At 38.7% G+C, this 26914-nt stretch carries 31 protein-coding genes, 2 pseudogenes and 1 riboswitch; of the genes and pseudogenes, 27 read left to right on the top strand and 6 right to left on the bottom strand.

Annotation, left to right across the window (positions count from 1 at the left end):
* Positions 1 to 25: 25 nt before the first annotated feature.
* Complete coding sequence (locus tag MKY06_RS22925) at positions 26 to 262, bottom strand: DUF2626 domain-containing protein (RefSeq protein WP_013059179.1); 237 nt, start codon at positions 260 to 262, stop codon at positions 26 to 28.
* 261 nt (positions 263 to 523) lie between these two features.
* Here MKY06_RS22925 and MKY06_RS22920 point away from each other — a divergent pair, with 261 nt between their 5' ends.
* The 9 genes from MKY06_RS22920 (at position 524) to MKY06_RS22880 (ending at position 5365) form a co-directional block, all read left to right on the top strand.
* The gene (locus tag MKY06_RS22920; RefSeq protein WP_013059178.1) at positions 524 to 907 is read left to right on the top strand and encodes a Spx/MgsR family RNA polymerase-binding regulatory protein; all 384 of its coding nucleotides are present in this window, start codon (positions 524 to 526) and stop codon (positions 905 to 907) included.
* A gap of 269 nt (positions 908 to 1176) precedes the next feature.
* Complete coding sequence (comGA, locus tag MKY06_RS22915; RefSeq protein WP_013059177.1) at positions 1177 to 2229, top strand: competence type IV pilus ATPase ComGA; 1053 nt, start codon at positions 1177 to 1179, stop codon at positions 2227 to 2229.
* A complete protein-coding gene (comGB, locus tag MKY06_RS22910) occupies positions 2220 to 3266 on the top strand; it encodes a competence type IV pilus assembly protein ComGB (RefSeq protein WP_013059176.1) in 1047 nt (348 codons plus the stop codon). Before comGA ends, comGB begins: the two co-directional genes overlap by 10 nt.
* A gap of 14 nt (positions 3267 to 3280) precedes the next feature.
* Positions 3281 to 3592 (top strand): competence type IV pilus major pilin ComGC, encoded by a 312-nt coding sequence (comGC, locus tag MKY06_RS22905; RefSeq protein ID WP_013059175.1) that lies wholly within the window; start codon positions 3281 to 3283, stop codon positions 3590 to 3592.
* Complete coding sequence (gene comGD / locus MKY06_RS22900) at positions 3534 to 4016, top strand: competence type IV pilus minor pilin ComGD (RefSeq protein ID WP_153254572.1); 483 nt, start codon at positions 3534 to 3536, stop codon at positions 4014 to 4016. Before comGC ends, comGD begins: the two co-directional genes overlap by 59 nt.
* A complete protein-coding gene (locus MKY06_RS22895; protein WP_013059173.1) occupies positions 4000 to 4338 on the top strand; it encodes a type II secretion system protein in 339 nt (112 codons plus the stop codon). Before comGD ends, MKY06_RS22895 begins: the two co-directional genes overlap by 17 nt.
* Entirely contained in the window at positions 4335 to 4772 is a 438-nt protein-coding gene (gene comGF, locus MKY06_RS22890; RefSeq protein ID WP_053487735.1) for a competence type IV pilus minor pilin ComGF, read from the top strand. Before MKY06_RS22895 ends, comGF begins: the two co-directional genes overlap by 4 nt.
* A complete protein-coding gene (comGG, locus tag MKY06_RS22885) occupies positions 4762 to 5136 on the top strand; it encodes a competence type IV pilus minor pilin ComGG (protein WP_013059171.1) in 375 nt (124 codons plus the stop codon). Before comGF ends, comGG begins: the two co-directional genes overlap by 11 nt.
* A gap of 43 nt (positions 5137 to 5179) precedes the next feature.
* On the top strand, positions 5180 to 5365 hold the full coding sequence (locus tag MKY06_RS22880; protein ID WP_013059170.1) for a YqzE family protein: 186 nt from the start codon (positions 5180 to 5182) through the stop codon (positions 5363 to 5365).
* Positions 5366 to 5389: 24 nt separating this feature from the next.
* Here the strand turns inward: MKY06_RS22880 and MKY06_RS22875 are convergent, their stop codons facing one another.
* Complete coding sequence (locus MKY06_RS22875; protein ID WP_013059169.1) at positions 5390 to 6214, bottom strand: YqhG family protein; 825 nt, start codon at positions 6212 to 6214, stop codon at positions 5390 to 5392.
* Positions 6201 to 7874 carry a DEAD/DEAH box helicase gene (locus MKY06_RS22870; RefSeq protein ID WP_014458233.1) on the bottom strand — a complete coding sequence of 558 codons (1674 nt, stop codon included), beginning with the start codon at positions 7872 to 7874 and terminating at the stop codon, positions 6201 to 6203. Before MKY06_RS22870 ends, MKY06_RS22875 begins: the two co-directional genes overlap by 14 nt.
* Before the next feature lie 180 nt (positions 7875 to 8054).
* Positions 8055 to 8147: riboswitch (glycine riboswitch) on the top strand.
* A gap of 212 nt (positions 8148 to 8359) precedes the next feature.
* On the opposite strand from MKY06_RS22870, the gene gcvT reads away from it, so the two are divergent.
* The 3 genes from gcvT to gcvPB are packed head-to-tail and all read left to right on the top strand — an operon-like array spanning position 8360 to position 12298.
* Complete coding sequence (gcvT, locus tag MKY06_RS22865) at positions 8360 to 9460, top strand: glycine cleavage system aminomethyltransferase GcvT (RefSeq protein WP_013059167.1); 1101 nt, start codon at positions 8360 to 8362, stop codon at positions 9458 to 9460.
* Between the two features lie 20 nt (positions 9461 to 9480).
* The gene (gcvPA, locus tag MKY06_RS22860; protein WP_029320219.1) at positions 9481 to 10827 is read left to right on the top strand and encodes an aminomethyl-transferring glycine dehydrogenase subunit GcvPA; all 1347 of its coding nucleotides are present in this window, start codon (positions 9481 to 9483) and stop codon (positions 10825 to 10827) included.
* Positions 10820 to 12298, top strand: coding sequence for an aminomethyl-transferring glycine dehydrogenase subunit GcvPB (gene gcvPB, locus MKY06_RS22855; RefSeq protein ID WP_013059165.1), 1479 nt, complete (start codon positions 10820 to 10822; stop codon positions 12296 to 12298). Before gcvPA ends, gcvPB begins: the two co-directional genes overlap by 8 nt.
* Before the next feature lie 44 nt (positions 12299 to 12342).
* On the opposite strand, the gene MKY06_RS22850 is transcribed toward gcvPB, so the two are convergent.
* Positions 12343 to 12726, bottom strand: a complete 384-nt coding sequence (locus MKY06_RS22850) for a rhodanese-like domain-containing protein (protein WP_013059164.1) — start codon at positions 12724 to 12726, stop codon at positions 12343 to 12345.
* 230 nt (positions 12727 to 12956) lie between these two features.
* On the opposite strand from MKY06_RS22850, the gene MKY06_RS22845 reads away from it, so the two are divergent.
* From MKY06_RS22845 to MKY06_RS22825, 5 genes and pseudogenes are all read left to right on the top strand, one after another.
* On the top strand, positions 12957 to 13790 hold the full coding sequence (locus MKY06_RS22845; protein WP_340961357.1) for a lipoate--protein ligase family protein: 834 nt from the start codon (positions 12957 to 12959) through the stop codon (positions 13788 to 13790).
* Between the two features lie 312 nt (positions 13791 to 14102).
* Positions 14103 to 15542 (top strand): annotated as a pseudogene (locus MKY06_RS22840) (vitamin B12-dependent ribonucleotide reductase); the annotation flags it as partial.
* Between the two features lie 282 nt (positions 15543 to 15824).
* Positions 15825 to 16946, top strand: a pseudogene (locus tag MKY06_RS22835) (ribonucleoside-diphosphate reductase); the annotation flags it as partial.
* A gap of 284 nt (positions 16947 to 17230) precedes the next feature.
* Positions 17231 to 17662 (top strand): transcriptional regulator MntR, encoded by a 432-nt coding sequence (gene mntR / locus MKY06_RS22830; protein ID WP_013059162.1) that lies wholly within the window; start codon positions 17231 to 17233, stop codon positions 17660 to 17662.
* A 101-nt stretch (positions 17663 to 17763) separates the two neighbouring features.
* Positions 17764 to 18645 (top strand): patatin-like phospholipase family protein, encoded by an 882-nt coding sequence (locus tag MKY06_RS22825; RefSeq protein WP_013059161.1) that lies wholly within the window; start codon positions 17764 to 17766, stop codon positions 18643 to 18645.
* Between the two features lie 30 nt (positions 18646 to 18675).
* Here the strand turns inward: MKY06_RS22825 and MKY06_RS22820 are convergent, their stop codons facing one another.
* The gene (locus MKY06_RS22820; protein WP_013059160.1) at positions 18676 to 19074 is read right to left on the bottom strand and encodes an SA1362 family protein; all 399 of its coding nucleotides are present in this window, start codon (positions 19072 to 19074) and stop codon (positions 18676 to 18678) included.
* A gap of 48 nt (positions 19075 to 19122) precedes the next feature.
* Complete coding sequence (locus MKY06_RS22815; protein WP_013085002.1) at positions 19123 to 20079, bottom strand: DUF1385 domain-containing protein; 957 nt, start codon at positions 20077 to 20079, stop codon at positions 19123 to 19125.
* A gap of 313 nt (positions 20080 to 20392) precedes the next feature.
* Between MKY06_RS22815 and MKY06_RS22810 the strand changes: the two genes are divergently transcribed.
* The 10 genes from MKY06_RS22810 (at position 20393) to spoIIIAE (ending at position 26913) form a co-directional block, all read left to right on the top strand.
* Positions 20393 to 20929: a YqhR family membrane protein gene (locus tag MKY06_RS22810; protein ID WP_029320228.1), complete on the top strand. Its 537-nt coding sequence runs from the start codon at positions 20393 to 20395 to the stop codon at positions 20927 to 20929.
* A 121-nt stretch (positions 20930 to 21050) separates the two neighbouring features.
* Positions 21051 to 21488 carry a type II 3-dehydroquinate dehydratase gene (gene aroQ, locus MKY06_RS22805; RefSeq protein WP_013059157.1) on the top strand — a complete coding sequence of 146 codons (438 nt, stop codon included), beginning with the start codon at positions 21051 to 21053 and terminating at the stop codon, positions 21486 to 21488.
* A 1-nt stretch (position 21489) separates the two neighbouring features.
* Entirely contained in the window at positions 21490 to 22548 is a 1059-nt protein-coding gene (locus tag MKY06_RS22800) for a M24 family metallopeptidase (RefSeq protein ID WP_013059156.1), read from the top strand.
* Positions 22549 to 22567: 19 nt separating this feature from the next.
* A complete protein-coding gene (gene efp, locus MKY06_RS22795) occupies positions 22568 to 23125 on the top strand; it encodes an elongation factor P (RefSeq protein ID WP_013059155.1) in 558 nt (185 codons plus the stop codon).
* Positions 23126 to 23260: 135 nt separating this feature from the next.
* Complete coding sequence (locus MKY06_RS22790; protein WP_013059154.1) at positions 23261 to 23542, top strand: YqhV family protein; 282 nt, start codon at positions 23261 to 23263, stop codon at positions 23540 to 23542.
* A 65-nt stretch (positions 23543 to 23607) separates the two neighbouring features.
* Positions 23608 to 24555 carry a stage III sporulation protein AA gene (gene spoIIIAA / locus MKY06_RS22785; protein WP_013059153.1) on the top strand — a complete coding sequence of 316 codons (948 nt, stop codon included), beginning with the start codon at positions 23608 to 23610 and terminating at the stop codon, positions 24553 to 24555.
* Between the two features lie 6 nt (positions 24556 to 24561).
* Complete coding sequence (gene spoIIIAB / locus MKY06_RS22780) at positions 24562 to 25074, top strand: stage III sporulation protein SpoIIIAB (RefSeq protein WP_013059152.1); 513 nt, start codon at positions 24562 to 24564, stop codon at positions 25072 to 25074.
* 19 nt (positions 25075 to 25093) lie between these two features.
* Positions 25094 to 25300, top strand: coding sequence for a stage III sporulation protein AC (gene spoIIIAC, locus MKY06_RS22775; RefSeq protein WP_013059151.1), 207 nt, complete (start codon positions 25094 to 25096; stop codon positions 25298 to 25300).
* Between the two features lie 20 nt (positions 25301 to 25320).
* A complete protein-coding gene (spoIIIAD, locus tag MKY06_RS22770; protein WP_013059150.1) occupies positions 25321 to 25704 on the top strand; it encodes a stage III sporulation protein AD in 384 nt (127 codons plus the stop codon).
* A gap of 24 nt (positions 25705 to 25728) precedes the next feature.
* On the top strand, positions 25729 to 26913 hold the full coding sequence (gene spoIIIAE / locus MKY06_RS22765) for a stage III sporulation protein AE (protein WP_013059149.1): 1185 nt from the start codon (positions 25729 to 25731) through the stop codon (positions 26911 to 26913).
* The last annotated feature ends 1 nt before the right edge of the window (position 26914 follow it).

The raw sequence follows: 26914 nt of genomic DNA, 5'->3' as shown, positions 1-26914 counted from the left end.
CGATGGAAGCCCATCGCTTTTCTCTTTACTGTCCTGGTGTCATCATAAAAGTTGACCAGTACGTGAACCCCACAAAAAAGACGGTCAAATATGCTCCGAAAACGTAAATGTACATTCTTTCAGACAGCTTTAAATAACTAAGAATTACAAAAAAGCCTGTTTGAGCTAAAAAGAGTAAAGAAGTCTTATGCATGTGACCGAGGTAAAACATTACAGTGAAAATTGCTGTCCAAAACCCCATTACACGGTACATTCGTTCCACGTCCATTTCCTCCTTTATCAAACTTAGTTAGTGTCATGATGAATGTCATCGCTGTGTAAGCACTAGAAAGCACTTATGAAACTATATCGATACTTTTCCATTATAATACATCCTTTCTTTCCTGAAAACGCTATCTTTTCCTTGAAATACGACAGAAGAAAAAAAGTTATACAAAACATGTGCATAATACTATACAAAAGTTATACAAAACGTGTACAATGTATATAAACAATCTATAACTAAAAAACGGGAGGGTTTCATATGGAAGAAATTAAATTTTATACGTACCCGAGCTGTACATCTTGTCGTAAAACGAAAAAATGGCTAGTGAAGGAAGATGTGAATTTTAAAGAGCGTCATTTATTTAGAGAAACACCTACTCATAAAGAAATGCTTGAACTTCTTTCTATGACAACAGAAGGGATGGATGAACTTCTTGCTAAAAGAAGTCAAGAATATAAAAAGTTAAATGTTGATGTGGATAGCATGACACTATCAGAAGTGGTCAATCTATTAATTGAACATCCTCGTTTGCTTCGCCGACCAATTTTAACAGATGGCAAAAAGCTTGTAGTAGGCTATAACGAATCTGCTCTTAAAAATTTAGTCAAGAAAAAAACAAGTCTTGCTTCTCTAGTTGTGTAAGCGTACATGATGAAGAAGTTCAATTCAGTAAATAACGAATAAAACGACAGCGTAGAGTTTTACATCACGTTGTCTTTTTTTATGTAGTCGTTTAGAGGTGTACAGAAGTTGTACATTGTGTACAAGGGCTGAAGCGAAGAAAAGAAGCGTATACTGAAAAAATTATAAAAAATGAAAAAAGAAGGAGGAAAATCTCGAAAAAGGTCGAAATTACTGTTTCTAGATGTTTTACTAATCATCTTTATTACAAATAAAGGAGTGATGATCGCTTGACCGAAATTGAACAGTTTGCAACGTACATTATACGAGATGCATGTGAGTGCCGAAGTTCTGATGTGCATATTGTGCCCCGAAAGAAAGATGCTGTGATTCAGCTGCGAATTGATCAGGAGCTTATTTTAAAGAGGGTTATTTCAAAGGAAATGTCTGAACGGCTCATTTCGCATTTTAAATTTTTAGGGGGAATGGATATTGGCGAGCGCAGAAAACCTCAAAATGGTGCATTGACCACTTCCATTGATCACTATCAAGTAAATTTGCGTTTATCAACCCTTCCTACTTCTCATGATGAAAGTCTTGTTATTCGGCTTTTGCCTCATCAACAATCTACATCTCTCAAACATTTATCTCTTTTTCCTGAACACACTAAAAAGCTTATTTCTCTCTTGAAATTCTCTCATGGATTAATTATTTTTACCGGTCCTACAGGGTCAGGTAAAACCACTACTCTATATACTCTTTTACACGAAGTAAAGCACCTTTTTAATCGAAATGTTATTACACTAGAAGATCCTATTGAAAAACCGAGTGAAACCGTGCTTCAAGTACAGGTAAATGAACGGGCGGGGATTACGTACACGACTGGTTTAAAAGCTATATTGCGCCATGACCCAGACATTATCATGGTGGGAGAAATAAGAGATAGTGAGACTGCCAAAATTGCTGTGAGAGCAGCGCTTACCGGACACTTGGTTTTGACAACGATGCATACTAAAGATACAAAAGGATCTTTGTACAGGCTGCTTGAATTTGGGGTTAGCTTTCAAGAAATGGAACAGACTCTTGTAGCAGTAGCTGCACAGCGCCTTGTAGAAATTCGCTGTCCGCTGTGTTCCGGAAAATGCCACCCCGCTTGTAAAAAAATGAGAAAGCATCGTCAGTCCAGCATATACGAATTGCTTTATGGCAAGGAGCTTAGTGCAGTGATGAGAGAAGTGAAAGGAGAAAATGCGGATTATGATTATAAGACGCTCCGAGATGTGATTCTAAAAGGAATCGCGCTAGGCTATTTATATCCGCATTCGCTAGACGGATGGGGGTAAAGACAAATAGACAAAAAAGGTGGTCTCTTGCTCAGCAAGCAAAAATTCTTAAGCAGGTCTCTAAGCTTTTGGAAAAAGGCTACACTCTTTCTCAAGCTCTTTCGTTTTTGACGTTTCAAGTATCTAACAAAGAAAAAACGGATATTGAAAAATGTCTTGAGCAGTTAAAACGAGGAGAATCTTTGCACGATGCTTTTGTTAAACTTCAGTTTCACCGCGATATTTTAAGCTATTTATATTTTGCGGAACAGCATGGAAACCTTCAATTTGCTTTAAAAGAAAGCAGCTCAATGATTGAAGAAAAAGTAAGGCATCGTAAAAAATTTCAAAAGCTTGTTCAATACCCCGTATTGCTACTGCTGTTTATTCTTTCCATTTTATTTGTTTTAAGTACGGTTTTACTTCCACAGTTTGAAGCTCTGTACTTATCCTTTGGAAACAAGCAGTCTTCGTTTATTCTCTTATTTATGCAGGCGATGTCGTTCTTTCCTTTTGTGTTACCTGCAGTCATCAGTATGCCAATCATTCTTTATTTGTTTTATGTGATTTATATTAAAAAATTGCCTCCAGTAGTTCAAATGCAGCTTTTTATGAGAGTTCCCGTTATCCGAACGTTCACACGGCTATTTAACTCGTACTTTTTTTCTGTTCATATGAGCAATTTACTAAATGGTGGTTTATCTATTTATGAATGCTTTGCTCTTTTTCAAAAGCAAGAGCATCATCCGTTTTTTCAAGTGGAAGCTTTTGCTTTTACAGATCAACTTTCCTCAGGAATGCGATTAGATCATATCGTTTCAGGTAAATCTCATTATGAAAAAGACTTGGCTCAAGTTATTGTGCATGGTCAGCAGAACGGTGAGCTTTCTCAAGAACTGTATGATTACAGTCTATTTATGATGGAAAGAATGGAACAGTTTATTTTTCGTATTTTAAAATATGTACAGCCGCTTACATTCTTATTCATCGGAATTGTCATTCTGCTTATGTATATGTCCGTTATGCTTCCGATGTTAGAAGTGATGTCGAGCTTGTAGAAAGGTGAAAGAATATGATTCTAAAAGGTGATAAAGGATTTACCCTTATTGAAATGCTCATTGTTATGCTCGTTATTACCGTGCTTTTGCTCATTATGATTCCAAATGTATTAAAGCATAATACGGTTATTAACAACAAAGGCTGCTCAGCTCTTGTCAAAACCGTAGAGGCTGAGGTACAAGTATACGAACTTGAAAATGGCGAAAAACCAAGTCTAGAAGAGCTTGAAGCAGGAGGCTACTTAAAAGAAGGCACCGTGTGTCCAAATGGTCAAGCCATTCAAATTGACGGTACCGGAAAGGTTACAGCTAGTGGTTCTTCTTAAGCAAAAAGGATTTACCCTCATTGAGATGCTGATGGTTTTATTTATTGTGCAAGTGATGATGTTTTCCATTATTGTAGCCATTCGTCCGCTTGTGGAATATTACAAAATCACATTATTTTTGCGACAGCTGCAAAGCGACACGTTTTATGTGCAGCAAACAGCAATGAACCGAGAATCTCCAATTAAAATTAACTTCGCACCGAAGGGAACAGAATATATTATTTCTGATTCTCGTGCCGTTCTTTATAAGCGCGCCTATGACTCCACCATTCATATCACGTTTGGAAGCGGCAATTCCACGATACAATACAACAAAAACGGCAATATTTCTCAAGCGAAGACCATTTTTATCAGCAATCAAAAATTTAAATATAAAGTTACTTTTCAAATAGGCAGAGGGCGTTTTTATGTGGACAAGATGTAAGGGTCAGCAGGGCTACACCTTGTTAGAAATGCTTGTTTCATTTAGCATGCTTTTACTCCTAACCGGTACAATTATTCCTTTGTATGTTCAGATGAAGGAAGCAGAAAAGAAGCAATATGTTTCGTATCAAGCTGATGCTATCTTGCACGAAGAGCTATTGAAATATAAATATGAAGCAGGATATAAACGGCGAGAAAAAATCGTAAAAGAAAACGTTGCGTTTTATCTGAAGTGGAACGGAGAAAGTGCTCAAAAGCTTTGTGTAGAATGGACAGATTCCGCTGAGAAAATGAAAAAGAAGTGTGATGTGATGTTGAAGTGAAAAGGGAAAAAGGCTTTACGCTTGTAGAGATGTTAGTCAGTTTTACTCTTTTTTTGATCATTGTTTCATTTTTCCCCATTATCATTCCGCTAGCTAAGCAAACATATAATCCGGATTTTAGTATGAATGAAATGGAGTGGGAAATTTTTGTGAATCAACTTGCTATGGAATATCGAGAAGCAAAAGAAGTGGGAATTAATGCGACTACGCTTACGTTGAAAATGGAAAATAATCAGATCATCACTTATGAACGCTACGAAGACAAGATAAGAAGACGAGTGGATGAAAGCGGTCATGAAGTTGTGCTGCAGCACATTAAGAATATTATGTATGAACAGCAAAAAGAAAGGCTTTTGATTCGTTCAACAGACGGTGTTAACAAAGTTAGAGAAGAAACCATTACGACGTTTTTGATGCTTGCTCATGAAACATAATGAGCAAGGATTTATTCTCCCAGTTGTTTTGGCATTTTGTGCGCTTTTTCTTCTGTTAGTAGCTCAGCAAACCACTTATTTTGTGACGAAAAGTTCATTTTATCAAGAAGTAGAGCAGAAAAATCGTCTGCAGCATCTTTTAGAAAACGCGGTTGTACATGTAAAAAAAGAAATAAAAGAACATAATAAATCTCCATCTGCATCTTTAGTATTAGAAACTGGTACGGTTTCATACGAAGTAGTAAGTGAAGATGAACAGATGATCATCCTAAAAATAAAGTGTCAAACATTGCAAGGAAGAGCATTGACGGAAACGGCATATATTCAAAAAAAGGATCAGCACATTGTGAAGTGGACGGATTAAGTCTCTTTCTCTCCGGATATAATAGTGCTGAGGAGATGATTATATGAAAACGAATGATTATGTAAAATATATGACTCAGCAATTTGTACAATATATGGATCAGCCAAAAGAAGAGAGGAAAACGAAAAAAATTCAAAAAAAAGAAGAGCGAGCACCTTTTGCAAACAGATGGTTTGGAATGATTCCGCTGTCGTTTATGCTGTGGTATCGAAAGAAAAAAGAAAGATGAGCATATCATATGCTCATCTTTTTTTTAACCGGCTTGTGTTTTGTTAAATTGACGAGACATCGTTTCAGGCGATATGTAAAATAAGCCACCGTTTATAAACTTAAACAAGATAGTCGGCTCGTACAGTTCTTGAAGCGCTGTTTTTTCGGTCATATATATTTCTGGCAGCTCTTCTGCTGTTTCGTAAAAATGATCAAGAAGCGCTAAGTCTTCATACCATCTCTCCTGCGCTTTTTCAGCCCATTCAGTTGGCTGAGCTTTAACATAGTCAGTCACATATGATGTGAGTCGTGCGATGGCACTTTTAGGTTTAATAAAAGGTGAGAGAGTAAAGCAATAGTCTGAGATTTTAGATGACAAATTTTGATTAATGATTAATTCATGAAATGATTCAATAATCTGTCCATTGATTAAATTAATGCCAAGCGACAAGAGCTCATCTTTTTTACGATCGCATTTGTACGAGACTTTAATATTTAATGCAAGCCAAGGGTGTAAAGGCTGATTTGTTGGCTGAGCTGATGCAACTTGTTCATACAAGTGAATAAACCCGCCTAGTTTTTGAGTAGAAGCGAAAATTTGGTGCAGCCTAGGTGAACCGAAATGAATTCGTTCTCCTTGAACGGAATCGTCTTCAAATGCTGGATCTGTAATGAAAGTGAGCGAAGCAGGAGTTGCTTCTCCTCCCGTCTTTTCAATATAGTGCCAATAAAATGGACGATTCATCAATTCTTTATCGAGTTCAATCGTTAATTGAACCGTCAGGTAAGAAGATGTTTCTGTGACAATAGAACAATTATTAGCTAGAAAATAACGCTTTAAAAATTGATGAATATCAGTTTGCTGCATGCTGATCCTCCTCGCTGTCTTCGTATTGAATAATAGACGTCAAGTTCTCCATTTTGATTTTTATTTCTCCTTCACTCCGCGAATGAAATAAAATATCCTGAATATGCTCTTCGATATTTTTTAAATCAAGCTTTGTTAAAATATCATCTAGCTCTCCAACAACTCGTTCAAAAAGGTTTATTTTTTCGTATAACAATTTTAAAATATGTTCTTCGACCGTATGTTGAATGGCTAAATTGTAAATGTGAACATCATGTTTTTGACCTAAACGATGGACCCTTCCAATTCGCTGTTCTAGACGCATTGGATTCCACGGAAGATCATAGTTAATGATATGATGACAAAACTGAAGGTTGATTCCTTCTCCGCCTGCTTCAGTGGCAATAAATACTTGCGCGTGGCTTTCAAAAAGCTGCTTCATCCAGTCTTTTTTACCTCGCTTAAATCCGCCTCTAAAAGGTACAGAGGTAATTCCATGCTGTTTTAAATACCACTGTAAATACAGTTGAGTTGCTCTGTACTCAGTAAAAATAATGACTTTATCATCAATTTTCTGAACGAGCTCTAGCACTTTTTCTGCTTTTGCATTTTGCGGCACTTGCTGAAGTAGTTCCATTAACGGAGTGATCATATGTTCCGTTAATGCGCTGTTTTGATCTTCCTGACGTTCAAGCATGTTTTTTAATGTCATATACACCGCTTCACGGCTGCTGCAGGCCTCTCGCTGCAGGGTTAAAATTGAAAAAGCGCTTGAAGGGTGCAGTCCGTTTCCTTTAAAAGACGTAATCGCATCGTACAGCTCGCGTTCTTTTGGCGAGAATTCAACAGGAATGGTTTGAACAATTCGCTTCGTCCATTCGATACCCGTATCGTGGCGGCGATTTCGAATCATAACTTTGTTAACAAGCTCTTTTAAGTGTTCATCGTTTTGCAAAGAGCGTTTTTTAGCGGAAAATAATTCTTCGAAATAGTCTTTATTGCCGAGATGGCCAGGCTTTAAAAGAGAGACTAAGTTAAAAATTTCTTCAATTCGATTTTGAATCGGTGTTGCGGTTAGCAACAGACAAAATTTCTTTTTTAGACTTTGCACAAATTCATAGTTTTTTGTTTTGTTGTTTTTAAGTTTATGAGCTTCATCAATGATGATGAGGTCGTAGTCTTGTTCAAGCACAATTTCTCGATGAGGAGAACGTTTTGCTGTATCAATTGAAGACACAACGATGTCACACTGATCCCACACATATGATTTTCTTTGAGGGACTGCGGGAATATAAAATTTTTGATTCAATTCCATAGCCCACTGTGAAACAAGCGAAGCTGGAACTAAAATGAGAACTTTTTTAACAAGTCCGCGAATCATATATTCCTTCAAAATTAACCCTGCTTCAATCGTTTTCCCCAGTCCTACTTCATCTGCTAAAATGGCTTTCCCATTCATTGTTTCAACTACTTGTTTGGCTACTTCGAGCTGATGAGGAAGCGGCGTTAAATCAGCTAGATGTTTTGGGCTTTGTAGTCCTTCAAATTCTGAGATAAGCGTTTGGTCTTCTATTTCATAGGCAAGTTTATACAAATCCCATGCAGACCAAGGGCCGTCTTGCTCCAATTTAGTTGAGAAGGCTGCTTCCCATGTTTCATCGATGTTTAATTTCACTTTCATGATAAAAATGCTCCTTTGTAAAAAATTTTTATTGAACAAATGATAAGAATCAGGTAGGATAAAAATATATTTAGAAAATTTGAAAAAGAAAATAGATTAGCACTTTACAAATGATTGTGTGAATAAAGATAGATACATCTTTCAGTAGTATGCCCAACTTTACCAACTTTATAGAAGCGAATGACGACACGGGGAGAGACTACTTGAATGTAGCGCCGAAGGAGCAAGCAATAAAATTGTGAATCTCTCAGGCAAAAAGACTCTTGTTTGACGCAGCTCTGGAGAGTGTCTATGCGTTTATAGACCACCCACGAGGCAAACCTATTCGTTTATAGGTAAACTTTCAGGTGAAAAGGACAGAGACTTCCTACTAAATACAGTAGGGGGTTTTCTGTCCTTTTTTGTTTGGATACGTAGTGATCCCCACACTATTTGAAAACTCCCCGTTATGAAAAGTTTCACGTGAAAAAGAGGAGGACATAAATATGACAACAGAATTACACAAAACGCCGCTTTATGATACCTATCAAAAATATGGTGCCAAAACAATTGATTTTGGAGGATGGGCTCTTCCCGTTCAATTTTCTTCTATTAAAGAAGAGCATGAAGCTGTACGTACAAAGGCAGGCCTTTTTGATGTCTCTCATATGGGAGAAATTCTTGTAACAGGAGCTGATAGCTTAGCTTTTCTTCAGCACACGATGACAAATGACGTTTCTACCCTCGTAGATGGAAAAGCACAGTATACGGCTATGTGTTATGAAGACGGAGGCACGGTAGATGATTTGCTGATTTATAAAAAAGCAGATCAAGAGTATTTGCTAGTCGTAAACGCTGCTAATATTCAAAAAGACTATGAGTGGCTGGTGTCTCACAAACAAGGAGATGTAATGCTCGTTAATCAGTCTGATGAAACTGCGCAGCTAGCTTTACAAGGTCCTGTAGCAGAAAAAGTTTTACAAACGTTAACGAACGAAAATTTATCTTTATTAAAGCCATTTACATTTGCTGATGATGTAGAAGTAGCGAATGTAAAAGCTCTCGTTTCACGTACTGGGTACACCGGGGAAGACGGCTTTGAAATTTATTGTTCTTCAGCTGACGCCTCTCACTTGTGGACGGCTATTTTAGAAGCAGGCAGTGATGAAGGTGTGCTGCCTTGCGGATTAGGAGCTCGCGATACGCTTCGTTTTGAAGCTACTTTGGCTTTATATGGCCAAGAGCTTTCAAAAGATATTACGCCCATTGAAGCTCGAATTGGATTTGCAGTAAAAACGAACAAAGACAGCTTTATTGGAAAAGAAGTGTTAAAAGAACAGCGTGAAAGCGGGGCACCTCGTAAACTGGTAGGAATTGAAATGATTGATAAAGGTATACCAAGACACGGTTACGAAGTATTTGCAGATGAAGAACAAATTGGATTTGTGACAACAGGTACACAGTCACCGACATTAAAGAAAAACATCGGTTTAGCGCTATTGTCAGCAGAGTATTCAGAGCTTGGTCGGGAAGTAGAAGTGCAGGTTCGAAAAAAACGCTTAAAAGCAAAAGTGGTTTCAACACCTTTTTATAAACGTTCAAAGTAAGCTTTGGGGAGGAATTTAACATGTTACATCGCTATTTACCAATGACAGAACAAGATCAGCAGCAAATGTTAGCAGCAATTGGTGTTTCATCTGTTGATGATTTATTTTCAGATATTCCGCAGCGCGTTCGTTTTCAAGGAGAATACAATATTAAAAAAGCGGCTTCAGAGCCTCAGCTGTTAAAAGAATTAAATAGTATGGCTGCTAAAAATGCTCATTTAAAAGACTATGCTTCTTTTTTAGGAGCAGGAGTTTACGATCATTACATGCCGGTTATTGTTGATCATGTTATTTCTCGTTCGGAATTTTATACGGCCTATACTCCGTATCAACCAGAAATTTCTCAAGGAGAACTTCAGGCCATCTTTGAATTTCAAACAATGATTTGTGAGTTAACGGGGATGGACGTGGCTAATTCTTCTATGTATGACGGAGGAACTGCTTTAGCAGAAGCCGCTATGCTCAGTGCGGGTCAAACAAAAAAGAAAAAAGTACTTGTCTCTGCGGCTGTTCACCCTGAGTCAAAAGATGTGTTAAAAACGTATGCGAAGGGTCAATACATTGAAGTGGTAGAAATCCCTGCAGCAGACGGAGTAACAGATATGATTGCATTGGAAAAAGAGATGGGGAGTGACGTGGCAGCTGTTATTGTCCAATACCCAAATTTCTACGGGCAAATCGAGCCGTTAAAAGAAATTGAAGAAATTACTCATCAAGAAAAGTGCATGTTTGTGGTTTCAAGCAATCCTTTATCATTAGGTTTACTTACGCCCCCTGGAGAATTCGGAGCTGATATTGTCATTGGAGATGCACAGCCATTTGGTATTCCAAGTCAATTTGGAGGACCGCACTGCGGATACTTTGCAACTACGTCTAAGCTTATGCGGAAAATTCCAGGACGATTAGTAGGGCAAACGGTAGATGAAAACGGTAAGCGAGGGTTTGTTTTAACCCTTCAAGCGCGTGAACAGCATATACGCCGCGATAAAGCGACGTCTAACATTTGTTCAAATCAAGCGTTAAATGCTTTAGCGGCATCAGTTGCAATGACAGCTTTAGGCAAGCAAGGTGTAAAAGAAATGGCGCTGCAAAACTTATCAAAAACGCATTATGCATATGAAGCGTTAAAGGCAAAAGGGATAAATGTAGCATTTGAAGGACCGTTTTTTAACGAATTAGTCGTGAAGCTTCCTGTTTCGGTAACAGAAGCAAACAATCATTTATTAGCATCAAAAATAATTGGCGGTTATGATCTTAGCCGTGATAACCAAGCGCTTGAAAATCACATGCTGCTTGCTTTTACAGAGCTCCGTACAAAAGAGGAAATTGACCAACTTGTAAATGAATTGGGGGATCTTCATGCTTAATCAAAATCAATCACTTATTTTTGAAAGCAGTAAAGAAGGGCGAATCGGCTATTCATTGCCAGAGTTAGATGTGCCGCAAGTAAATGCTGAAGAACTGCTTGGAAAAGCGTATGTGCGTACCAAAGCTCCTGAGCTTCCTGAAGTATCAGAACTCGATATTATGCGTCATTACACCGCGCTTTCAAAACGAAATCACGGAGTAGACTCAGGGTTTTATCCGCTTGGTTCATGTACGATGAAATATAATCCAAAAGTGAATGAACAAGCAGCACGCATTGCTGGGTTTGCGCATATTCATCCGCTTCAAGATGAGCAAACGGTTCAAGGTGCTCTCGAACTTTTATATGATTTACAAGAGCATTTAACAGAAATTACAGGAATGGATGAAGTAACACTTCAGCCAGCAGCAGGTGCTCACGGCGAGTGGACCGGGCTTATGATGATTCGTGCTTATCATGAAGCAAATGGTGAGACGCAGCGAACAAAAGTCATTGTTCCAGACTCAGCTCACGGAACGAACCCGGCTTCGGCAACAGTTGCGGGATTTGAAACGGTAACGGTAAAATCAAACGAACATGGTTTAGTGGACTTAGAGGATTTACGCCGCGTAGTAGGAGAAGATACAGCCGCTTTAATGTTAACAAACCCAAATACGCTAGGGTTATTTGAAGAAGATATTTTAGAAATGGCTGAAATTGTTCACGCAGCAGGTGGAAAGCTTTATTATGATGGTGCAAATTTAAACGCAGTATTAAGTAAAGCCCGTCCTGGAGATATGGGGTTTGACGTTGTGCATTTAAACCTTCATAAAACGTTTACAGGCCCTCATGGAGGAGGCGGTCCTGGCTCTGGTCCGGTAGGGGTAAAAGCAGATTTAATTCCGTATTTGCCTAAACCAGTGCTTGTGAAAACAGAACAAGGCTATCACTTTGACTATAACCGTCCTCAGTCAATTGGACGCGTAAAGCCGTTTTACGGCAACTTCGGTATCAACGTTCGCGCTTATACGTATATTCGTTCAATGGGTCCAGACGGCTTAAAAGCCGTGACGGAAAACGCTGTGCTAAATGCCAACTATATGATGCGTCGTTTAGCAGAACACTATGAGCTTCCGTTTGACCGTCACTGTAAGCACGAATTTGTTTTATCAGGAAAACGTCAGAAAAAGCTGGGCGTGCGCACATTGGATATTGCGAAACGACTGCTTGATTTTGGCTATCATCCGCCAACTATCTACTTCCCGCTTATCGTAGAAGAGTGCATGATGATCGAACCAACGGAAACGGAGTCGAAAGAAACGCTAGATGCGTTTATCGATGCGATGATTCAAATTGCAAAAGAAGCAGAAGAAACGCCTGAAGTCGTACAGGAAGCTCCGCATACAACGGTTGTGAAGCGCCTTGATGAAACGCTGGCAGCGAGAAAGCCAGTTCTTCGCTATCAGAAAGAACAGGCTGTTCAAAACGTCTAACAAAAAACCTCGCCCAAAGGCGAGGTTTTTCTATATACATACCATTATTTTTTCTTTTTTACTTTACCGTTCCACATTTTGAAGCCGCCTTTTAAATCATAGATTTCTTGAACACCGTGGCGACGAAGCATTTGTGCTGCACGTCCTGTGCGCATTCCGCTTTGACAATAGATGTAGACAGGCTGATCTGGACGAAATTCTTTAATGCGCATACGGAACTGTGAAAGAGGAATATTTCGTGCGCCTAAAATATGTCCGTTTTCAAATTCATTCGGTTCACGAATATCAACTAGCTGTGCCTTGCGGTAGCCGGTGCGGAATTCTTCTTCAGTTAACGTTTTCATAATGCGACGTTGGTAAAAGAACATAACGACAGAGTATATGATAATTACTCCAAGTAAAATGAGTACTGCTGTAATTGCTGACATGCTGATTCTTCCTTTCTTCGACAAAATCCATACTCTTATTATATAAGTGAATGAAATTAGAAGTAAAGCGATTTTGCCTTGAATCTAGCGGATTTCTTCCCGAAAATGAAAAAACTACCACATTTGAATTCACAGTTTTATGTTGCTCTTTGCTTTTCCTTAGCTCAATCTTTTGGTAGACTAAAAAACGGATTTATTTTTTATATTACATATAGCTGAGGATGAGGTAGATGAAAGCAAAGTGGAGATTTATTGATTCCAACAACCGTTCGCCTTATTACAATATGGCGTTAGATGAAGCGTTATTAGAATGGCATAGTAAAGGAGAAATTCCACCTACGATTCGTTTTTACGGATGGAACCCTCCAACGCTGTCAATCGGTTATTTTCAAAATGCTGAAAAAGAAATTAACTTTGATAAAGTAAAAGAATTAGGACTAGGCTTTGTAAGACGTCCAACGGGCGGCAGGGGCGTGCTTCACGATGAAGAGCTTACTTACAGCGTAATTGTATCTGAAGAGTATCCTAACATGCCTAAGACAGTTACAGAAGCATATCGCGTAATCTCTGAAGGTTTACTGGAAGGATTTCGTTCGTTAGGGCTCGAGGCTTATTTTGCTATTCCTCGTTCAGAAGAAGAAAAAAATAGCTTAAAAAACCCTCGTTCGTCCGTATGTTTTGATGCTCCTTCTTGGTATGAACTAGTTGTAGAGGGCCGCAAAATTGCTGGAAGTGCCCAAACCAGACAAAAAGGAGTTATTCTACAGCACGGCTCTATTCTGTTAGAGATTGATGAAGATAAATTATTCAGCGTGTTTAATTATCCAAATGATCGCGTGAAAGAAAGAATGCAGCGCGCATTCCGTTCTAAAGCGGTAGCCATCAATGCAATTGCTGGCCGCAAAATCTCTATTGAAGAAGCAAAAAAAGCGTTTTATAAAGGATTTGCTTCGGCTCTTGATATCGATTTAGAACCGTATACACTGTCTGAAGAAGAGGAAGCATACGTAGAAGAACTAGCGCGCACAAAGTACGGATCGGATGAATGGAACTTTAAGCGCTAAACGGATGCCGATGGGAAATAGATAAAAGTGCAACTTCTTATAAGTTGCACTTTTTATTGGAATTTTTAGAAATAATTCTTGGCTGATAGAATACATAGGGAAGAAAAGTCAAACACTTTTTTTACGAAAAAAAAAATATTTCACTTGACACCCTTCTATATGTAGATGTTTGGATAAGTGTCAAATACTATATATTGAATTCGTCCAAGCCCTGTGGTAAGTTATTGATAGTTGATTGAAAAACTCTTTTTCCTTTAAAAGGAAAAAGAGTTAATAAATTTATAGATGTTCGATAGGTAAGGAGTTGTGAGAATGACTGTTTTGTTAAATCAAAAAGTGAATATGAATGTTGAAAAGCTCAATTCAGATATTGAACGCTTTCCGCAAGTACATCCGATTACACCGGATATGAAGTTGACTCATAAAGGTGTTTCAAGATTGGTAATGTTAGACCGCTATGCTTTTAAAGATACGGAAAAATTAACGTTATCAGAAGGAGATTTTGTTGTTCTAACTGTAAAAGAAGATCCAAAATTTCCAGCACGAGGACTTGGCTATGTGGAAAGCATTAATTTTGAGCAAAAGACCGCTGTTGTCAAGGTAGAAGATGAGTTTAGAGGTGCTTTATCGCCCGAAGAAGCAGAAAACGGGTTAATCACTCGTTCGCTGGATGTCATTGAAAAGCCTCTAGAGGTCTTCTACGAGCAAATTGCAAAACGTAATGCAACAGGCTTAGCTTCTGTGGAAAAAACAGAAGAAAAGCGTAAAGAGTGGTTTGAAAAGTTCTATCAAGAGCTTGTTCAGCTAAACTTTGTACCAGCTGGCCGCGTTCTTTACGGTGCAGGCGCTGACACAGACGTAACGTACTTCAACTGTTATGTAATGCCTTATGTAAAAGATTCACGTGAAGGTATTTCAGAACACCGCAAACAAGTAATGGAAATCATGAGCCGCGGAGGCGGTGTTGGAACAAATGGTTCAACTCTTCGCCCGCGCAACACGCTGGCTCGCGGTGTAAACGGCAAATCATCTGGTTCGGTTTCATGGTTAGATGATATTGCTAAACTGACGCATCTTGTTGAGCAAGGTGGGTCACGTCGTGGGGCTCAAATGATCATGCTTGCCGACTGGCATCCTGATATTGTAGAGTTTATCATTTCTAAAATGCAAAACCCTCGCATTTTACGTTTCTTAATTGAAAACACAAATGACGAAATGATTAAAAAGCATGCGCAAGATAAATTGAAGTTCACGCCGCTAACAGAGTCTGAAGAAGCGATGTACCAAGGAATCATTAACTATAAACAAATTCCTGGTCTTGGTGGGTTCAGTGAAAAAATCATTAAAGATGCAGAAGAAAAGCTGCAAACAGGCGGAACGTACAGCGTTCATAACTCAGAGTTTTTAACAGGAGCAAACATTTCTGTATGCTTAACAAAAGATTTTATGGATGCTGTTGAAAACGACGGTGAATATGAACTTCGCTTCCCAGACGTAGAAAGCTATTCAAAAGAAGAAATGGCCAACTACAATGAAAACTGGCACGAAGTAGGCGATGTGCGCGAATGGGCAAAACAAGGAAACAAAGTTCGTACGTACCGTACTATCCGTGCGAAAGAGCTATGGAACTTAATTAATATTTGTGCAACGTACTCAGCTGAACCAGGCATTTTCTTCTTTGACAATGCTAATGATATGACAAATGCTCAAGCATATGGTCAGCACGTTGTTGCAACAAATCCATGTGGTGAATAGTTTGCCTCATGTAAAACATTGCGGAATAAAGCAGGAACCCTGAGATGGGAATCTGAACCGAAGGCTAAACGTAAAGGTTTAGTCAGGGGCAACGCATAGAAGCTGATCCTGTATAACAGACTATAATGCTTCCACGAGGCCGCAACGTTACAATTTTAAAGCTCCGAAAGAGTATTTGAAAGAAATGGCTGAATAATTGTAACGAAAACGTATGCTGAACTTACGTAAATATGAAGCGTAAGAGGTAGAGGATAAAAAGCCTTTACGATAACAAATTTGGAACAACCACTTGCACCATTCTCTGTCTGCAACTTAGCTGCTGTTAACTTAGCGCAAATGGCAGATAAAGAAACGAAAACTGTTAACTTTGAAAAGTTACGTCAAACGGTTGAAACGGGCGTTAGAATGCAAGATAACGTTATTGATGCAACTCCTTATTTCTTAGAAGAAAACCAAAAGCAAGCTCTTGGCGAACGCCGCGTTGGCCTTGGTGTAATGGGTCTTCACGATCTTCTTATTTATTGTGAAACAGAGTACGGCTCAGACAAAGGCAATGAGTTAGTAGATAAAGTGTTTGAAACAATTGCAACGACGGCTTACCGTGCGTCTGTAGAGCTTGGAAAAGAAAAAGGAAGCTTCCCGTTCTTAGTGGGCGAAACAGATGCTGAAACGGCTTCTTTACGTGAAGCATTTACAAATACAGGCTTCATGAAAAAAATGCCTGAAGATATTCGTGAAAACATTAAAGAGAACGGTATCCGAAACTCTCATTTATTAACAGTAGCGCCAACAGGCAGTACTGGAACAATGGTTGGGGTGTCAACGGGTCTTGAACCTTATTTCTCATTCTCATACTTCCGAAGCGGCCGTTTAGGTAAATTTATTGAAGTAAAAGCTGATATCGTTCAAGAGTATTTAGATCAGCATCCAGAAGCAGATCCAAACAACCTTCCTGAATGGTTCATTTCAGCTATGGAACTTGCACCACAAGCTCACGCGGACGTGCAATGTGTGATTCAGCGCTGGATTGACAGTTCAATTAGTAAAACAGTAAACGCTCCTCGCGGTTACACAGTAGAGCAAGTTCAAAAAGTGTACGAGCGTCTGTATAAAGGCGGAGCAAAAGGCGGTACGGTGTACGTAGACGGCAGCCGTGATGCACAAGTCTTAACGCTAAAAGCAGAAGAAAATACGTTTGATGAAGAAATTGAAGCGCCAAAAGAAGAAACGAAACCGCACGTTGTGCTAGTTGATACAATTAATGAAATTCGTTCAACTGATGTAACAATCGGTTCTGAAGTAGGTAATACTTGTCCGGTTTGCCGTCAAGGAACGGTAGAAGAAATGGGCGGATGCAACACATGTACAAACTGTGGTGCACAGCTGAAATGCGGCCTTTAATTTTGAACATGATTGACTAGTAAAAGCTGACTCAAACGAGTCAGCTTTTATTATGTATAAAAATGGGGCATAAATAAGAAGCGGGATCGAACGGTTCTTGTATTTGAATAAGCATTGTAGTATGATTTTAATTGAATGTCTTTTATCCAGTTTTATCTTATGACATCGCTTTATTTACACGTTTTTTTCACATAGATTATCAAACATGAACACGATATCACTATAAGAAACAGACATTTATGACTTATTATTAGCAATACATAATATTAATTGGGGGAGATTTCATGCCTACACCGAGTATGGAAGATTATATTGAACAAATATATATGCTAATTGAAGATAAAGGATACGCTCGAGTGTCTGATATTGCTGATGCATTGGCGGTTCACCCCTCATCTGTAACGAAGATGGTTCAAAAGCTAGACAAAGATGAGTACTTAATTTATGAAAAATATCGAGGCCTTGTTTTAACAGCTAAGGGGCAGAAGATTGGAAAACGTCTTGTTTATCGCCATGAGCTTTTAGAGCAGCTGCTGCGCATCATTGGCGTAGATGAGACAAATATTTATGATGACGTAGAAGGAATTGAACATCATTTAAGCTGGAATTCCATTGATCGAATTGGAGATTTAGTTCAATACTTTGAAGAAAATCATAACCGTATTCAAGAGCTTCGCAATGTACAAAAACGAAATGAAGAAGAGCAAAAATTATAAGAAGAAAGCAGCGGCCAATAGCGTCACTGCTTTTTTCTTTTTATCATAACTTGTTGCTGAGTCGACTACAAATGTAGAGTGGGTAGTTTGGAGGAGAGGCTGTGTACGTCGACGGAGTGTTTTCAGGTGGCGGTATTAAAGGGCTTGCACTGATTGGCGCGTTACAAGCTCTAGAAGAAAAAGGCTTGATCTTTCGGCGGTTAGCCGGAACGAGTGCGGGTTCCATTATTTGTGCATTTGTAGCAGCCGGTTATACAAGTGAAGAAATTGTTGAAATGATGAATGAAATTGAGTTATCGTCTTTTTTAGATCAAAGAATGTCTTTTTTACCATCAAGCTTGACAAAGTGGCTGTTTTTATATTGGAAAATGGGATTGTATAAAGGAGAAAGGCTTGAAAAGTGGATTTCTGAGAAATTGCGGAGCAGAGGAATTCGTACATTTGCTGATTTGCCTGATCAGTCGCTGCGTATTATTGCGTCAGATTTGACCAACAGTACGATGCTTGTTCTTCCAGATGATTTGCCTAAATATCAAATCGACCCGAATCGCTTTTCTGTAGCAAGAGCCGTTCGAATGAGCTGCAGCATTCCATATTTTTTTGAGCCGGTTAAATTAAAATCTACCCCAAGCAGTTTAATAGTCGACGGGGGCGTGTTAAGCAACTTTCCAATTTTTCTGTTTGATGATGATAAAAGTCTCAAGAAGCGACCGGTAATTGGTGTGAAGCTGAGCCCGAAGGACGAAGAAAGGGAACGGAATAAAATTAAAAATGCCGTTGGTTTATTCAGCGCGCTTTTTGAGACGATGAAAGATGCGCACGATGCAAGACATATTTCAAAACGTCACGAAAAAAATATTATCTTTTTACCTGTTAATCAAGTTTTTGCGACAGAATTTACCCTCACAGAAGAGCGGAAGGAAGAGCTGATTGCGTTTGGAAAAAAGCGTACAAGGGCATTTTTGAAAAAATGGTGCTATTAAAAAAACAAGGAGGCTTTTCTCCTTGTTTTTTTAAAAGAATGCTCTATTTTTCTTTTTTCCTTTTTTGCCTTCGATGACGGTCAAGTGTGAGTTGTTTTTCTTTTTCTTTAGCGGTTTCGTTGATTTGGATACCGGGCGCTTATTTGAGCTTCGGTACGTATGCATATCAACTTTGTTGCTTCCTCGCTCTTTTTCTTTTTGACGCAGTTTTGATTGTTTTACTGCGCGCACATAGCCTCTATCTTGACCTTTTGTCTGAGAAGGGCGGAGAATAAACCGATAAACTAAGTAAAACAAAATGATAAACAGAAAAATATAACCTGCTTGACGTAATAAAACAGCTGGATCTGTAATCAACGTAAATGCAAAGCCAATGACTCCTAACCCGATTAGACCATATACAAGTGGTTTCACGAATGGACGTCTCATTTTGTTCACCTCCTAAAATAGTAAAAAAAGAAAGCAAAACGGTGTGGATTAGACAACTTGTTCGTCAGTGGTAGAAGAAAGTTCATTTTCAACGCGTAAAAGTTCTTTAAATGAAGCAATCGCAACTTCAACTTGATCATCTTTTGGTTCTTTGGTTGTTAAAAGCTGAAGCCATAAACCGGGATAACCTAAAAAGCGAAGAAGAGGGACATGACGAACTTTATTGGTTAACTGTAACACTTCAAATGATAAACCAAGGACAACTGGAATTAATGCAAGGCGATCCACAATTCGTAACCAAAGAGGATCCGTTGGAACGAGTAGGTAGACAAACATTCCTACAACTACGGTAAAGAGGATAAAGCTACTTCCGCAGCGATAATGAAGTCGAGATTGTGCTTGCACGGCTTCTACCGTAAGTTCAGCATTGTTTTCATATGCATTAATGACCTTGTGTTCTGCTCCATGATATTGAAACACCCGTTTAATAAGTGGCGTTTGTGAAATCACATAAATATAGCCAAGGAGCAATAATAGTTTAAATACTCCTTCAATAAAAACCTGAGCTACACTTGAAGTGAAAACAGGACGTGTCAACTGTGCTAAAAACACAGGAATCAATGTAAATAGTACTTTCCCGAAAAGAAAGGATATTACACCAATAGTTGCAACGCCAAATATTAAAGATAGTTTTGATTCTTTTTTCTCTTTTTGTTGTTCTTCTGCTACTTGAGCATCATCTTCTGGATTCACGTCATAGCGTTCAGAGGAAAAGTTCAAGTGCTGCGTACCGTTTGCACTGGCTTCAACAATAGCAGCAATTCCTCGTAAAAAAGGAATTTTTTTTAAAGCAGTGAGTACGGAATTTGATTTTCTTTTTGAATGAAAATAATCAATAGATTGATCTTTGCGGCGAATAGCCGTCACCATCATACGTTTGCCACCGAACATGACACCTTCTATAACGGCTTGACCACCATACGCAGGTTTTTGTAATTTAGACATTTCAGGCACCAACCTAACTTAACTAGACTAGACTTCTTAGTGTTTTATATTCTACAGCAAAATCAAATAAACCTCTAGGCGGATGCATGTTATCTAGTTTAGCCAATATTTTTCATCTCCACACCCTTGTTATGAATTTTTTTCCTTTCACTTATAAAATTTGTTTATGAAACTCTGTGCGAAGTAGTTTTAAAATGTCTCTTTGATATCAGGCTCCCTTCTTGCGTATAGGAAGAGTAATAAACGTAAAAACTTAGAAATGAGTCAGTAGGAAATGAGAAAAAAGTTCATACTACATCAAGAGGTGATTAATATGTCAGAACCTAAAGAACAGCATGAAAAAAAACAGGATAACCACCCTACGCATAAACAGGAAATGTCTTTTTTATTTAAAGCCATCTTTATTTCCTTTTTTGGAGGGATTTTCTGGAGCTTTATTGGCTATTTAAATTATCTGTTCAGCTTTAGTGTTATCAATCCAAATATGCTTTTAGATCCATGGGCATTAGGTGATTGGAAGGATAAAGGAATAGGTGTTATCGTCAGTGTTTTTCTTATAGGGGTATTATCTATTGTTGTCGGGTTGTTATACTACGTCCTATTAAAGAAGTTTAAAACAATTTGGATAGGTTTTGCTTACGGCTTATTATGGTGGGCAATTGTATTCGTTGTTTTGAATCCGCTCTTTCCCAACTTAAAAACAATTGGAGAGCTTCCAGCTAACACGATTATTTCATCCCTCTGTATTTATATTTTATATGGTGTATTCATCGGATATTCCATTTCTTTTGAAGCTGCAGAGCTTCAAACAAAAGATGAATCTACAGATTTTCAAACGGCGAATAAGTAGTGTGAATGTTCCAACGTATGCTAATATATTCTATATAATGATTTAAAAAGAAAAATAAAGTGCAAATTCACATAAGTGAGCTGCATAAAGGGTTCGTAGTAGGGGAGAGTGTTGAATTAAGATGAATAAGATTTTAGTAATAAACGGTCCTAATTTAAATCGTTTAGGCGTACGCGAACCAGCGGTATATGGGACAGATAACCTTCAAAATCTTGAAGAGAAGCTTCAGCGAGCAGGCAGAGACCATGGGGTAGAAGTTGAGTGCGTACAGTCTAATCACGAAGGTGTAATTATCGACTGGATTCATGAAGCGGATGAGAAATTTGATGGGATTATGATCAATCCTGGTGCTTTTACTCACTACAGTTATGCCATTCGAGATGCGATTGCTAGTATATCTGTTCCTGTTATTGAAGTGCATATTTCAAACGTACATAAGCGTGAAGAGTTTCGCCACCATTCGGTGACGGCACCTGTTACACATGGTCAAATTGTCGGGCTAGGTTTATACGGATACGAGCTTGCCCTGCAGGCACTTTTACAATTAAGGGGGAAATAAAATGAAAATCGAAAAACTACGCGAACAGTTTTCAAAGTTGAATGTGGACGGTGTTGTAATTACAAGTGAATATAACAGACGCTATATGACCAATTTCACAGGATCTGCTGGTGTCGTTATCATTTCTGAAGACAAAGCGGCATTTGTAACAGATTTTCGTTATGTTGAACAAGCAACTAGTCAAACAGAAGGTTTTGATATCTTTCAGCACAAGGGTCCTATTGTAGAAGAAGTAGCGAATGTAGTGAAACAATTTGGAATTAAAAAGCTTGGTTTTGAACAGAATTATGTTACATATGGACAGCATCAATTATTTGATAAGCATATCGGCGCGGAACTTGTTCCAATCTCGCACGCAATCGAAAACTTACGCTTGATAAAGAGTGACTCAGAGATTAAGATATTAAAGGAAGCTGCAAAAATAGCAGATGCAGCATATGAACATATTTTAACCTTTGTTCGTCCTGGTTTAACAGAGCTTCAAGTATCTAATGAACTGGAGTTCTTTATGAGAAAACAAGGCGCAACATCTTCATCTTTTGATACAATTGTTGCTTCAGGGCATCGCGGGGCTTTACCGCATGGTGTTGCTTCTGACAAAGTAATTGAAAAAGGCGAACTTGTAACGCTTGATTTTGGCGCATACTATAATGGTTACTGTTCAGATATCACACGAACATTTGCCGTCGGTGAAGTAAGTGATAAGCTAAAAGAAATTTATAATGTCGTACTGCAAGCGCAGCTTAACGGAATGAGCGGCATCAAAGCAGGTATGACGGGTAAAGAAGCAGATGCGCTAACGCGTGATTATATTACAGAACACGGATACGGCCAGTATTTTGGACATTCGACCGGTCACGGCGTAGGGTTAGAAGTACATGAAGGCCCATCACTTTCTGTGAAATCTACAGATGTACTGCAGCCAGGTATGATTGTAACCGTTGAACCAGGTATTTACATACCAGACTTAGGGGGCGTTCGTATTGAAGATGATACGATCGTCACAGCAGAAGGTAATGAGGCATTATCGCACTCATCAAAAGAGTTCATTATTTTATAAAATGTAGGAGGATTTCTTCATGATTTCAGTAAATGATTTTCGTACAGGTTTGACAGTAGAAGTAGACGGAGGTATTTGGCGTGTAATGGATTTCCAACACGTAAAGCCTGGTAAAGGCGCTGCATTCGTTCGCTCAAAACTACGTAACCTTCGTACAGGAGCTGTGCAAGAAAAAACGTTCCGTGCAGGTGAAAAAGTAGGAAAAGCCCAAATTGATAACCGTAAAATGCAATATCTATATGCAAGCGGCGATCAGCACGTATTCATGGACAACCAGTCTTATGAGCAATTAGAGCTTCCGGCAAGTGCAATTGAATATGAGCTAAAATTCTTAAAAGAGAATATGGAAGTAGCAATTATGATGTACCAAGGTGAGACATTAGGTGTTGAACTTCCAAACACAGTTGAGCTTAAAGTAACAGAAACTGAACCTGGTATTAAAGGTGACACAGCTTCTGGCGGTACAAAACCGGCAACTGTTGAAACTGGCTTAACAGTAAACGTTCCGTTCTTCGTAAATGAAGGCGACGTATTAATTATCAACACAACAGATAGCAGCTACGTATCACGCGCGTAATTCGGTCGTGTAAGCAAGCAAACACACAAAAAAGGCAGAGAATCATTCTCTGCCTTTTTTGTGTGTTTTTTTGTGCTAACTCTTCTTTATTTTGCATAGGTTGTACTAAACAACGCAGAGATATAGGAGGGGCTTATGAAGCAGTGGTTGGATCATTTAAACGGTACGGTATTGACGATGGCGTGCCTTCGATTTATTTCTTCATTTATTGAGTTTATTGCCGCTATTTTAATTGTCACAAACAATGATGTGAAAAAAGCGTTAATGATTAATGGAATGTTAGCGCTTGTTGGTCCGATTGTAATGGTGAGTTCTTTTACCATAGGTTTAGTGTCCGTAGCTGATCAATTATCTTTTGGGAAATTAATCATGATTGTAGTAGGAGTGCTCTTTATTTTAATCGGTGTTTTTAAATAAAAGGTAGGCATAAAATGGTCAAGCTTATAATACATTGAAGTGAGTTCAAATATGAGGGGATGAATATGTTAAACGAAATACTTGCAATCTTTCCGCCTAATTTAAAAAAGACTGTTGAATTTTATGTCACAAACCATTCTCATGTACTAGAAGAAATTCGAGTGCGCATAGGAAGACCTGTCGAATTTACAATCAACAATCAGCCATATTTCGAATCGTATCTTCCAAGTGCAGAAGATGCTTTATTTATCTTAAATAAATTAAGCCAGTTTTCGATTTATATGATTGAAGAAGAATTGAAAAAAGGATATGTCACCATTGAAGGCGGGCACCGGGTTGGACTAGCGGGAAAAGTTGTAACGGAAAATGGACAGGTTCGTGTGATTCGAGATGTATCATCCTTTAATATCCGGATTGCTAAACAAAAGATTGGTATTTCGAATCAGCTTATTCCTTTTTTATACAATCGCTATTGGCAAAGTACGGTCATTATAGGACCTCCTCAAACAGGAAAAACAACCATGATTCGCGATTTAGCTAGAGTAATAAGTACTGGCATAGAGCGCTCTAAGATTCCTCCGTTTAAAGTGGGAATTGTAGATGAACGATCAGAAATTGCTGGGGCTGTTAAAGGCGTTCCTCAGCATACATTCGGATCTAGAATGGATTTATTAGACAGCTGTCCGAAAGCTGAAGGCATGATGATGATGATTCGCTCCATGAGCCCCGATGTGCTGATCGTGGATGAAGTTGGAAGTGAAGAAGATTGTAAGGCCGTACTTGAAGCGGTTAATGCTGGCGTTCGTGTCATCATGACTGTTCATGGCTATGACATTGACGATTTAATGAAGCGTCCCACTTTGCAAGCTTTAATGAAACTTCACGTATTCAAACGGTATGTTGTGCTATCGAACAGCCGAGGTCCTGGAACACTTCAGGCTATCTACGATGAGCACTATAATTCCATGAAAACGTCCGCTGAAAAGTCGCTTATTGAAAATAGTAAAGGGTGATGGTGTATGAAACTGTTTGGTGCCATCTTTATCTTATTTGCTTCCACTTACACAGGATTTGAGTTTGCAAAGCAGCTTAGTGCAAGACCTAGGCAGCTCAGGCAATTAAAAACGGCTCTGCGGTCGTTAGAAGCGGAAATTATGTACAGCAATCGGCCTCTTCAAGAAGTTGCCCATTTGTTATCTCTACAGCTTCCTAATCCTTTGGCCTCTTTATTTAATGAGTTTTCAATGAAATTAAAAGAAGGTACTGAAAGTGTCAAGGAAGCTTGGGAAAAGACGTTGGACCAATTTTGGAAACAAACCGCACTTAAAACGGGAGAACTAGAAATCTTAAAACAATTTGGTGAAACGCTTGGTCAGCATGATCGTTATTCGCAGCAAAAGCATATCTTACTGACGCTGAATCATCTTGAACGCGAAGAACAAGATGCAGTTGATAAGCAGAATCGCTATGAAAAAATGGTTAAAAGTTTAGGCTTTCTATCTGGGTTGCTACTGGTCATTCTATTGATGTAGCGATGGAGGAGGATTGAATGTGGGAATTGATATGAACACCATTTTTCAGATTGCTGGGATTGGTATCGTCGTAGCTTTTTTAGTCACCGTACTCGAACAGATGGGAAAAAAAGATTACGCGAACTGGGTTACCCTCATCGGTTTTATTTATATTTTATTTATGGTTGCTTCGATTGTAGAGGACTTATTTCAAAAAATTAAATCGGTTTTTTTATTTCAAGGGTAGAGGGGTGAGTTGCCATTGAAATGCTTCAAATTGTGGGCTTAGGATTAGTAGCTACGTTTTTGGCTCTTATTTTAAAAGAACATAAATCACCTATTGCTTTTTTACTTGTTGTATTCGTGGGATCCGTGATCTTTCTTTTTTTAATTGATCAAATCTACGAGATTATTAAGATGGTCGAGCGGCTGTCGATTAATGCTCACGTTAACATGATTTATGTGGAAACCATTTTGAAAATTATTGGTATCGCCTATATCGCCGAATTTGGTGCTCAAATTACGAAAGATGCAGGGCAAGGTGCCATTGCTTCTAAAATTGAACTAGGTGGAAAAGTGCTGATTCTCTCCATGGCAATTCCTATTTTAACGGTCATTATTGAAACAATTATTTCAATGCTGCCCAATTAATTTTACTTAATATGAGGTGACGAAATGAAGCGGTGGACGTTTAAAGTGAATATACTCGCTCTTCTTTTGTTCCTCTTTTTTTTCTTTCCAGAAAATGTACAAGCTTCCGAACCCCCGAAGCAGCAAGAACTTGTCAATGAACAAATTGATAAGCTCGGTATCGATGAAGTCAAACAGTTTTGGGACGATATTATTACCCAATACGGCGGCTTTTTACCCGAGAGTCAGAAGGGAAGTTTAGTCGATTTTTTAAAAGGAGAAAAAGAGTTCTCTCTTAAAGAATGGCTAGGAGGTCTTGTAAAGTTTTTATTTCACGAAGTATTAGCAAATGGAAAGCTCCTCGGTACGCTCATTATGCTAACGGTTTTTAGCGTGTTTTTGCAAACGCTCCAAAGTGCGTTTAATCAGCAAACCGTAAGTAAAGTAGCGTATGCGCTTGTATATATGGTTTTGATTATCATTGCTCTTAATAGTTTTCAAATTGCTATCTCTTATGCAACGGGAGCGATTGAGACCATGACCAAATTCATTTTAGCTCTGGTGCCGCTGCTGCTTGCCTTAATGGCATCATCAGGAGGAGTTGTATCGGCAGCCTTTTTTCATCCGATGATTTTGTTTTTAATGAACACAAGCGGTTTGCTTATTCAATACGTAGTGATGCCGCTGCTTTTTCTTTCAGCACTGCTTAGCATTGTGAGTACGATTTCAGATGAGCATAAGGTTACACAGCTTGCTCAGCTGTTGAGAAATATAAGCATTGGCGTGCTCGGAATATTCCTAACTGTTTTTTTAGGAGTGCTGTCCGTTCAAGGGGCCACCTCAGCTGTTGCCGACGGTATTACAATTCGAACGGCAAAGTTTGTTACAGGGAACTTTATACCTGTTGTAGGACGTGTATTCACAGATGCGGCTGATACAGTCATCAGTGCCTCGCTTCTATTAAAGAATTCAGTAGGGATTGCTGGAGTAGCAGTCTTACTGTTAATCGTCGCGTTTCCGGCTATTAAAGTGTTAACGCTCGCTTTTATCTATAAGCTAGCAGCAGCTCTTCTTCAACCTATTGGAGGAGGACCAGTTATTTCCTGCTTGAGCATTATCAGCAAAAGCGTCATCTATATTTTCGCGGCGCTTGCGGTTGTCTCGCTTATGTTTTTCTTATGTTTAACGGTCATCATTACAGCGAGCAACGTCACAATGATGGTGAGGTGAA

Source organism: Priestia sp. FSL P4-0332 (assembly GCF_038005845.1).
Lineage (GTDB): Bacteria > Bacillota > Bacilli > Bacillales > Bacillaceae_H > Priestia.
This window is presented reverse-complemented; position numbering and strand designations above follow the sequence as displayed.

Bases quoted from the DNA above. Each gene is read 5' to 3' on its own strand.
- MKY06_RS22810 (WP_029320228.1), top strand. From the start codon at position 20,393: ATGTCAGAACCTAAAGAACAGCATGAAAAAAAACAGGATAACCACCCT.
- comGC (WP_013059175.1), top strand. From the start codon at position 3,281: ATGATTCTAAAAGGTGATAAAGGATTTACCCTTATTGAAATGCTCATT.
- spoIIIAB (WP_013059152.1), top strand. From the start codon at position 24,562: ATGAAACTGTTTGGTGCCATCTTTATCTTATTTGCTTCCACTTACACA.
- mntR (WP_013059162.1), top strand. From the start codon at position 17,231: ATGCCTACACCGAGTATGGAAGATTATATTGAACAAATATATATGCTA.
- gcvT (WP_013059167.1), top strand. From the start codon at position 8,360: ATGACAACAGAATTACACAAAACGCCGCTTTATGATACCTATCAAAAA.
- MKY06_RS22870 (WP_014458233.1), bottom strand. From the start codon at position 7,874: ATGAAAGTGAAATTAAACATCGATGAAACATGGGAAGCAGCCTTCTCA.
- MKY06_RS22895 (WP_013059173.1), top strand. From the start codon at position 4,000: ATGTGGACAAGATGTAAGGGTCAGCAGGGCTACACCTTGTTAGAAATG.
- MKY06_RS22820 (WP_013059160.1), bottom strand. From the start codon at position 19,074: ATGAGACGTCCATTCGTGAAACCACTTGTATATGGTCTAATCGGGTTA.
- gcvPA (WP_029320219.1), top strand. From the start codon at position 9,481: ATGTTACATCGCTATTTACCAATGACAGAACAAGATCAGCAGCAAATG.
- MKY06_RS22850 (WP_013059164.1), bottom strand. From the start codon at position 12,726: ATGTCAGCAATTACAGCAGTACTCATTTTACTTGGAGTAATTATCATA.
- comGD (WP_153254572.1), top strand. From the start codon at position 3,534: ATGGTCAAGCCATTCAAATTGACGGTACCGGAAAGGTTACAGCTAGTG.
- spoIIIAE (WP_013059149.1), top strand. From the start codon at position 25,729: ATGAAGCGGTGGACGTTTAAAGTGAATATACTCGCTCTTCTTTTGTTC.
- MKY06_RS22845 (WP_340961357.1), top strand. From the start codon at position 12,957: ATGAAAGCAAAGTGGAGATTTATTGATTCCAACAACCGTTCGCCTTAT.
- MKY06_RS22880 (WP_013059170.1), top strand. From the start codon at position 5,180: ATGAAAACGAATGATTATGTAAAATATATGACTCAGCAATTTGTACAA.
- MKY06_RS22875 (WP_013059169.1), bottom strand. From the start codon at position 6,214: ATGCAGCAAACTGATATTCATCAATTTTTAAAGCGTTATTTTCTAGCT.
- efp (WP_013059155.1), top strand. From the start codon at position 22,568: ATGATTTCAGTAAATGATTTTCGTACAGGTTTGACAGTAGAAGTAGAC.
- MKY06_RS22920 (WP_013059178.1), top strand. From the start codon at position 524: ATGGAAGAAATTAAATTTTATACGTACCCGAGCTGTACATCTTGTCGT.
- spoIIIAD (WP_013059150.1), top strand. From the start codon at position 25,321: ATGCTTCAAATTGTGGGCTTAGGATTAGTAGCTACGTTTTTGGCTCTT.
- gcvPB (WP_013059165.1), top strand. From the start codon at position 10,820: ATGCTTAATCAAAATCAATCACTTATTTTTGAAAGCAGTAAAGAAGGG.
- comGB (WP_013059176.1), top strand. From the start codon at position 2,220: ATGGGGGTAAAGACAAATAGACAAAAAAGGTGGTCTCTTGCTCAGCAA.
- MKY06_RS22790 (WP_013059154.1), top strand. From the start codon at position 23,261: ATGAAGCAGTGGTTGGATCATTTAAACGGTACGGTATTGACGATGGCG.
- spoIIIAA (WP_013059153.1), top strand. From the start codon at position 23,608: ATGTTAAACGAAATACTTGCAATCTTTCCGCCTAATTTAAAAAAGACT.
- aroQ (WP_013059157.1), top strand. From the start codon at position 21,051: ATGAATAAGATTTTAGTAATAAACGGTCCTAATTTAAATCGTTTAGGC.
- MKY06_RS22815 (WP_013085002.1), bottom strand. From the start codon at position 20,079: ATGTCTAAATTACAAAAACCTGCGTATGGTGGTCAAGCCGTTATAGAA.
- MKY06_RS22800 (WP_013059156.1), top strand. From the start codon at position 21,490: ATGAAAATCGAAAAACTACGCGAACAGTTTTCAAAGTTGAATGTGGAC.
- comGG (WP_013059171.1), top strand. From the start codon at position 4,762: ATGAAACATAATGAGCAAGGATTTATTCTCCCAGTTGTTTTGGCATTT.